1 protein-coding gene is annotated in these 763 nt (G+C 46.3%); it reads right to left on the reverse strand.

Annotated elements, in window-relative coordinates; all coding sequences use genetic code 11:
• Positions 1-124 precede the first annotated feature (124 nt).
• Positions 125-763 (reverse strand): acyl-CoA thioesterase II (locus tag A3729_RS29810; protein ID WP_082882211.1); only part of this gene is annotated, 639 nt, incomplete at its 5' end.

The following is a 763-nucleotide window of genomic DNA, read 5'->3' on the forward strand; positions in this document are numbered from 1 at the left end:
GCGATTCTGTTCAAGGTTATTTACTAACCCCACCTTTGCCGATGGAGAGGCTACTTCAGTGGCTTGATAAGTCTGAAAGCGATACGCGTGACGTATCCTAGCAAGGCGTCACGCATTTGCAGTTTTAACTACGTTTTCTAATCAATGCTTCCTGGCATACTGAAGCAACTAACTCACCTTGTTGGTTAAAAATATTCCCTCGATTAAAGCCTCTTCCGCCTGACGCACTAGGGCTATCCATATCGTAAAGTAACCATTCATCAACCTTGAAAGGGCGATGGAACCATATCGAATGATCAAGACTCGCAACTTGCATGCCTTTTTGCATAAAACTCAAACCGTGCGGCAGCATACTAGTACCAAGCAGGCCGAAGTCCGAGGCATAGGCCAGAAGGCAATGGTGTAATGATAGATCATTGGGGACTGATGCCACCGCTCTAAACCAATTTTGCTTATAGGGTGGACGAATATCCGGGTTGGTATAGTCAATTGGCTTAACTGGTCTGATTTCGATTGGTTTATCGCGGGTGAACTGCTCCCTAAGTTTTTCAGGTATCAGGTGCTTAAAGCGACGACGTATTTCCAGCTCGGAAGCCAGTTCTTCTGGCGACTTGCTTTCGGGCATATCAAACTGGTGTTCTGAACCCGCTTCATCTTTTTGAAACGAAGCGTTGAGGGTAAAAATCTCTTTGTCGTCTTGCCGGGCAATGACTCGCCGTGTTGCGAAAGAACTACCGTCTCGAATAATCTGCACTTCGTACTG

This window comes from Oleiphilus sp. HI0043, from assembly GCF_001634935.1.